8 protein-coding genes and 1 tRNA gene are annotated in these 5,715 nt (G+C 62.8%); 7 read left to right on the top strand and 2 right to left on the bottom strand.

Going from position 1 to position 5,715, the window contains the following annotated elements; all coding sequences use genetic code 11:
- The 5 genes from AC4FAH_RS04485 to AC4FAH_RS04505 form a co-directional block, all read left to right on the top strand.
- On the top strand, positions 1–276 hold a 276-nt coding region (locus tag AC4FAH_RS04485), incomplete at its 5' end, for an aminotransferase class I/II-fold pyridoxal phosphate-dependent enzyme (protein ID WP_490245698.1).
- Positions 273–1,088: an alpha/beta hydrolase family protein gene (locus AC4FAH_RS04490; protein ID WP_490245699.1), complete on the top strand. Its 816-nt coding sequence runs from the start codon at positions 273–275 to the stop codon at positions 1,086–1,088. The genes AC4FAH_RS04485 and AC4FAH_RS04490, both read left to right, overlap by 4 nt.
- 1 nt (position 1,089) lies before the next feature.
- Positions 1,090–1,944 carry a methyltransferase domain-containing protein gene (locus AC4FAH_RS04495; RefSeq protein ID WP_490245700.1) on the top strand — a complete coding sequence of 285 codons (855 nt, stop codon included), beginning with the start codon at positions 1,090–1,092 and terminating at the stop codon, positions 1,942–1,944.
- Positions 1,945–2,002: 58 nt separating this feature from the next.
- Positions 2,003–2,791, top strand: a complete 789-nt coding sequence (bioD, locus tag AC4FAH_RS04500) for a dethiobiotin synthase (protein WP_279836437.1) — start codon at positions 2,003–2,005, stop codon at positions 2,789–2,791.
- Between the two features lie 99 nt (positions 2,792–2,890).
- Positions 2,891–2,975, top strand: a tRNA-Leu gene (locus AC4FAH_RS04505).
- A 270-nt stretch (positions 2,976–3,245) separates the two neighbouring features.
- Here AC4FAH_RS04505 and AC4FAH_RS04510 read toward each other — a convergent pair.
- Both AC4FAH_RS04510 and AC4FAH_RS04515 read right to left on the bottom strand, forming a co-directional pair.
- A complete protein-coding gene (locus tag AC4FAH_RS04510) occupies positions 3,246–3,617 on the bottom strand; it encodes a hypothetical protein (protein WP_490245701.1) in 372 nt (123 codons plus the stop codon).
- Positions 3,618–3,751: 134 nt separating this feature from the next.
- A complete protein-coding gene (locus AC4FAH_RS04515) occupies positions 3,752–4,138 on the bottom strand; it encodes a YnfA family protein (RefSeq protein ID WP_318527676.1) in 387 nt (128 codons plus the stop codon).
- Positions 4,139–4,309: 171 nt separating this feature from the next.
- Between AC4FAH_RS04515 and AC4FAH_RS04520 the strand changes: the two genes are divergently transcribed.
- Both AC4FAH_RS04520 and AC4FAH_RS04525 read left to right on the top strand, forming a co-directional pair.
- Entirely contained in the window at positions 4,310–4,762 is a 453-nt protein-coding gene (locus AC4FAH_RS04520) for a GreA/GreB family elongation factor (RefSeq protein ID WP_153635215.1), read from the top strand.
- A gap of 221 nt (positions 4,763–4,983) precedes the next feature.
- Positions 4,984–5,529: an Mpo1 family 2-hydroxy fatty acid dioxygenase gene (locus AC4FAH_RS04525; protein ID WP_286989074.1), complete on the top strand. Its 546-nt coding sequence runs from the start codon at positions 4,984–4,986 to the stop codon at positions 5,527–5,529.
- The last annotated feature ends 186 nt before the right edge of the window (positions 5,530–5,715 follow it).

Below are 5,715 nucleotides of genomic sequence, written 5' to 3' on the forward strand. Positions count from 1 at the left end.
GCCCCGCTGACCCCGATTCAGCCGCTGATTCTGGGCAGCGAAGCGCGGGCATTGGCCTGGAGCGCGGCACTGCGCGAGCGTGGCGTACTGGTCTCGGCCATCCGCCCGCCCACGGTGCCCGCCGGCAGCTCGCGCCTGCGCTTCACCTTCTCCGCCGAGCACACGGCCGAGGATATCGCGGCACTGCTCGAGGCTCTCGAAGCGGTACTGGCAGCGGAAAAGACCCAGCCCCACTCTTCTTCCCCAACAATCAGCTCAGAAGGAGTCACGCCATGACATTGACTCGTCTGGTGCTGTTCAGCGGCTGGGGCATCGATGCGCGCATCTGGCAGCCCTTGATCGCCTGCCTGCATGCACGCCTCGCTCACGTCACTAGGACAGAAGATCAGGCAGATGATGAAGCAAAGAGTCGCCCGCTGGAAATCATCGCGCCGGATTGGCCAGAAGAAGGCCCGCAAGCCGATTCACGGGCAGGCTCAGAACCGACTGCCTCGCACTCCTCACTGGGCGGTGCCGACACCCTGTGGCTGGGCTGGTCGCTGGGTGCCCTGCGGGCCGAGGCGCTGGCGAAGAAGCAGGCGCCAGCCGCCCTTGTCTCGCTGGCCATGGGGCCAAGCTTCATTGACCAGGCCGCAGCTGAGCAGACGATTCCCGCCCTGGCACCAGAAGTGCTGGAGGACTTCCGTAAAGCCTTCGCGCGCAACCCTGCCGCCAGCTGGCAACATTTTCTGCGCTGGCAGGCCAGTGGTGAGGCCTCTGCGCGTGACTGCCTCAGACAATTGCGCGAACTGATCGGTCGTCACCCCGTCAGTCGCGAAGCGGTGCTGGCGACAGGACTGGCGGAACTGGCCAGCCGCCAGATGTCACTGGCGCCTCAATCAGAGTTACCGCTCGAGTTCTGGCTCGGCAAGCAGGACCCGCTGCTGGCACCGGGCCTGAGTGCGGCGCTGCGCGCGCAGGGCCAGGTGGTTGCGGAATTCGAGGGCGGCCACTGCCTGCCATTGAGCGCGACCGAGGCGCTTGCCGATGCCCTGCTCACGCGCATGGGCCTCGCCACCCACGTCACGCACATCAGCGAGGATGCCTGAGATGTCGATTGCCGTCAGCGTGCCGCCCGCAGAGCTTGCAACGCCCCCGCTCACGCCTGCCACGAGCCGTCAGCAGGTTGCCCGCGCCTTTGATCGCGGCGCTGCCGACTACCTCACGCTGGCGCAGGCGCAGCACGCCATGGCGGCCACCCTGTTCGCCTCGCTCCCTGAGCGGCTGCCGGCCGATGCCCGTGTGCTCGATCTCGGTTGTGGGCCCGGACATTGGACCCTCGAACTGGCGCAGCGCTACTCTGGGGCTTGCTGCATGGGGCTGGATCTTTCGCTTGAGATGCTGCGTGAAGCCGCACGCCAGACGAGCGAGCTTGCGAGTGGCAGCCCTGAACGCCTGCACTGGCTACGCGCCGATGCCGAGCGCCTGCCACTGGCCGATGCGAGTCTGGACCTGGTGTTCTCGAGCCTGGCCGTGCAATGGTGCGACAGCCCTCGGCTATGGCTCGCGGAACTGTCACGCACCTTGAAACCCGGCGCTCGAGCGCACATCAACACCCTGGGGCCCGGCACCCTCAAGGAAGTACGCCATGCCTGGCAGCGCGCGGATGATTCCGTGCGTCACTTCCCCAGCGCCGCCCATCTTGCACGCCATGCAGAAGCCGCCGGATTGCGCTGCCACTGGCAGTTACGCCCGCGGATATTTCACTATCCCGATGTCGCCGCGGTCATGGCCTCGATCAAGGGCATCGGGGCACAGACCGCCACTGGCCGGCGCCTGACACGCGCCGAGGTGCAGCAGGCCAAGGCGCGACATGAAACGTTGCGTACCGCGAAGGGATTGCCTGTAAGCTATCAAGTCATTGAACTTGTGCTCGAGAAACCGTTCAGAATTGCGTACGGATAACACTGACACTTTGCTTGAAGGCAATTACCTGCCTCGCTCGGATACAATGAAAACTGATATGAAAACCGCGGACAGCTCGTCACGGGACACTGCTTTGCCTGCGCGAGCCGAACATGGCATCGCCGCCTTCGTGACCGGTACCGATACCGAAATCGGCAAGACCTTCATCGCCAGCGCCCTGCTGGCACGTGCTCGCCTGCGCGGCCTGACCACGCTGGGCCTCAAGCCCGTGGCCTCTGACTGCTTCGAGAATCACGATGGTCTGGTCAACGCCGACGCCCTGTCATTGCAGGCGCAGTGCGAACCGGAAGCGGATTATGAAAGCATCAACCCCTGGCGCTTCGCGCCGGCCATCGCGCCGCACATTGCCGCACGTCAGGTGGGGGTCAATCTCGAGGTGGCGAAAATCGCGGCGCATGTGCGGGGCCAGCAGACAAGCGCACCGCGCGACCTGCTGCTGGTGGAAGGCGCTGGCGGCTGGCGGGTGCCGCTGAATGACGATGAGGATTTCTCGGACCTGGCCATCGAGCTGGGCTTGCCGGTGATTCTGGTCGTCGGGCTACGCCTGGGCTGCATCAATCATGCGCGCCTGACGCTTGAGGCCATCGAGCGCGATGGGCTGGAGATCGCCGGCTACGTCATCAACCATCTGGAAGCGGATATCGAGGTCAGCGAAGACAACATGGCAACCTTGTCACGCACGCTGCGAGCCCCCTGCCTGGGCGTCGTGCCGTGGATGTGCGATGAAGATCTCTCCAATACACGCCACGCCGCCGAGCGCGCCGCCAGCTATCTGCAACTGCCCTGCGGGCTGGAATCACGCAGCGTGCATGTCGTACAGGAGTAAGGCGCTTAAGGCGCAGCGCAAGGCGGGAAAATTCAAGGGATAATCGACACAAGCGATTGACTTGAAAGGCATCACAGGTAAAATGCAGCCCTGCTTCTCGCGGAAGTGGTGGAATTGGTAGACACGCCAGATTTAGGTTCTGGTGCCGCAAGGTGTGGGGGTTCGAGTCCCCCCTTCCGCACCATCAGCATACTCTGCTGATGCTCCCCAACTGCCTGGCGCAGTCAGCAAGTCCTCCCGCTTTTGTCTGTCGTGCATGCGTCGTGTCATCTGATGCCTTCTGCACCCATCATCATTGTCAGTGCCTTCCCGTCGGTTGCTGGATCCGCGTCTTTCCGCTCTCTGCGTTACTCTGCTTTGCAAACAACCTGCTCTACGCTCTCCTGCTCTGCGTTCCTCTGCTTTGCGACCCTCGGTCGATCTGCGGTGCGGCATTCGCGCGTCTGGACGAACCTCAGCGTCGTCTTAGGCTGTCCTGCAGATTGGCCAGGCTGACACGCGCCTGATCCAGCAACAGCTGGCGCTCTTCACGGTCATGATGCGCGGCATGCGCCGCGGCGAGTTGCAGGTTCACGTATTCGATTCCACTGGTGAAACGATAGAACTCGCGACGCGAGGCCACCTGGCGAAAGGCGTCGAGCAGCGAGGGATCAAGCGCCAGCCGCTCACCACGCGCAACGTCTGACTCCGCCTCCACCAATGCCGATAGCAGTGGTTGCACGGCCTGATTCCATTCCTCTCTGCGCGGCCGCCAACGACCGAGCCAGAAGCCGATGAAACCGCCGATGCCAAGGCCGCCCAGCCCCCATAACCATTCCCACTGCATGCTGGTGCCTCATTGCGTCAGATCGAATTCCGAGGGTCATTGCCTCATCTTCGCGCAGTATACCCAACAATGAGCGCTCTCATGCTCAACGCCCGACATATTTAATGAAATACTAATAAACAAGGCATTTGCGCTCATTGCGCACGGGCGCCCAGCACGATGATGGCGCTACCCGCCAGGCAGACCAGTGTCCCCAGCAGGTCCCAGCGACTGGGCAACTGCTGCTCGACCAGCCACAGCCAGGCCACTGACGCGGCGATATAGACACCGCCATAGACGGCAAAGGCGCGCCCGGCGTGACTGACGTCGACCAGTGAAAGCAGCCAGGCGAACAGCGCCAGGCTGAGCATGCCGGGAATCAGCCAGCCGGGGCTGCGCTCCAGTTTCCACCAGGCCCAGAAACTGAAGCAGCCGGCGATCTCGGCGAGCGCCGCCAGCGGATATATCCAGAGAATCGACATCGATGAGTCTCGCGTGAGGTTGGCAGCCCTGGGTGACAGCGCCATGAAAGTTGTCGGCATCAGACGACTCCCGCACCCCGTCAAAAGCCGCTAGGATTAATTAGCGGACAATCCATGGACAATCACGGCCGATGGATTCCCTGTCCGTCTCTCCGTATTGACCAAGCCAGGATTGGCGCCGTCTTGCTGCGCATGATATCGCGCAGTGACTCGATAACAAGGAACCCCACGATGACTCGGCAACGACTGATCATCAACCGCCTGGATGCTGACCGCCTCCAGCGCCTGATCGACGCTCAGCAACACGATGATGAGCTGTCCCTTCGCCTCGAAAGCCGCCTGATCCAGGCAGAGATCGTGCCCCCCGATGACTTCCCCGAAGACCGCGTCAGCATGCGCAGCCGCCTGCGCCTCAAGGGGTCGCGCTCCGGCGATAGCGAGCTGACACTGCACTACCCTACCCCGGAGGATGGTGAGTGCATGTCGCTGCGCAGCCACCTGCCGCAACCCGAAGAGCAAGAGACCTCACTGGCGCTGTGCATCATGTCACCACTGGGCATCGCGCTGCTGGGAATGGCGGTTGGCGAGCAGATCACGCTGCCCCGGGAAGATGGCCAGAGTGACGTCATCCGTCTGGAAGCCATCCTGCATCAGCCGGAAGCCTGCGGTCAGTTTCACCTCTGAAGGGCCAGGGCCACTTGATTCACGCCTGAAAAGCGCCGGGTTCGACAGTCAGCCCTGTGCTGACACAGGCTGGCAGCGCGGCAATACGCTACGCTGACAGGAGCCAGCAGGGTTGCCGGACCCTGCTGGCTCACGCCATTGCTCCTTGACATAACACGCCATCGATCCCGCTGCGCACCTGCGCATGCGGGCATTTTCAATGTCTGTCTGGAGAATGCCTCATGGGTATATTATCGCACCCTCATGTCAAGACAGCCGCTCACCGGCGCCTGCATGAAGCTCTCGAGCACTACGCGGCCAGTCATCAGCATCGTGAGAACATCCGCATGCATCTTGTCTGCGTGCCGGTCATCTTCACTGCCAGCTTGATCCTGCTGTGGAGACTGCTCGGGGGGCAGGGGCTATCGAGTGAACCGGGGCTGGGTGTGTGGATGCTGCCCGGTGGCATGGTCACCCTGGCGGTCCTGGCCGTCTATGCGCGCTTCTCCCTCAGGGTACTTGGCGTGATGGCCGTCTGGGCCCTGGCAAGCCTGGCGCTGATGTTCGTGATGCTCGGGCTCAACTGGCCGGTGACACCGATGATGCTGGCGGCCTTCGTGGTCGCCTGGGTCGGTCAGGTCGTCGGCCATCGTATCGAGGGCCGCAAACCGGCCTTCCTCGATGATCTGCGTCAGCTGCTGATCGGACCGCTGTTCGTGCTGGTCGAGCTGTTCCCCGCCATGCGTGACTGGTTGCTGAAGCAGGATGAGCCGACCGAGCGGTCATGAGCGTCCAGAGGGCATGCAGCTTGCCGACACGCCCCGATGGACAGGGATTCCGACAACACAAAAAAGCCCAGCGACCTGACACGGTCGCTGGGCTTTTCATTGGACTCTACTGACGGTCACGGTGTCTTGTGGCTTGCGTCATTGCTCCGGCGCGAAATCCTCGAGGCTGAAGGCCATCAATGGCGC

Source organism: Cobetia sp. (genome assembly GCF_983723665.1).

What these genes read in the sequence shown, in the direction of transcription:
- AC4FAH_RS04515 (WP_318527676.1), bottom strand. Translation starts at nt 4,138, where the DNA reads ATGCCGACAACTTTCATGGCGCTGTCACCCAGGGCTGCCAACCTCACG.
- AC4FAH_RS04495 (WP_490245700.1), top strand. Translation starts at nt 1,090, where the DNA reads ATGTCGATTGCCGTCAGCGTGCCGCCCGCAGAGCTTGCAACGCCCCCG.
- AC4FAH_RS04510 (WP_490245701.1), bottom strand. Translation starts at nt 3,617, where the DNA reads ATGCAGTGGGAATGGTTATGGGGGCTGGGCGGCCTTGGCATCGGCGGT.
- AC4FAH_RS04490 (WP_490245699.1), top strand. Translation starts at nt 273, where the DNA reads ATGACATTGACTCGTCTGGTGCTGTTCAGCGGCTGGGGCATCGATGCG.
- AC4FAH_RS04525 (WP_286989074.1), top strand. Translation starts at nt 4,984, where the DNA reads ATGGGTATATTATCGCACCCTCATGTCAAGACAGCCGCTCACCGGCGC.
- bioD (WP_279836437.1), top strand. Translation starts at nt 2,003, where the DNA reads ATGAAAACCGCGGACAGCTCGTCACGGGACACTGCTTTGCCTGCGCGA.
- AC4FAH_RS04520 (WP_153635215.1), top strand. Translation starts at nt 4,310, where the DNA reads ATGACTCGGCAACGACTGATCATCAACCGCCTGGATGCTGACCGCCTC.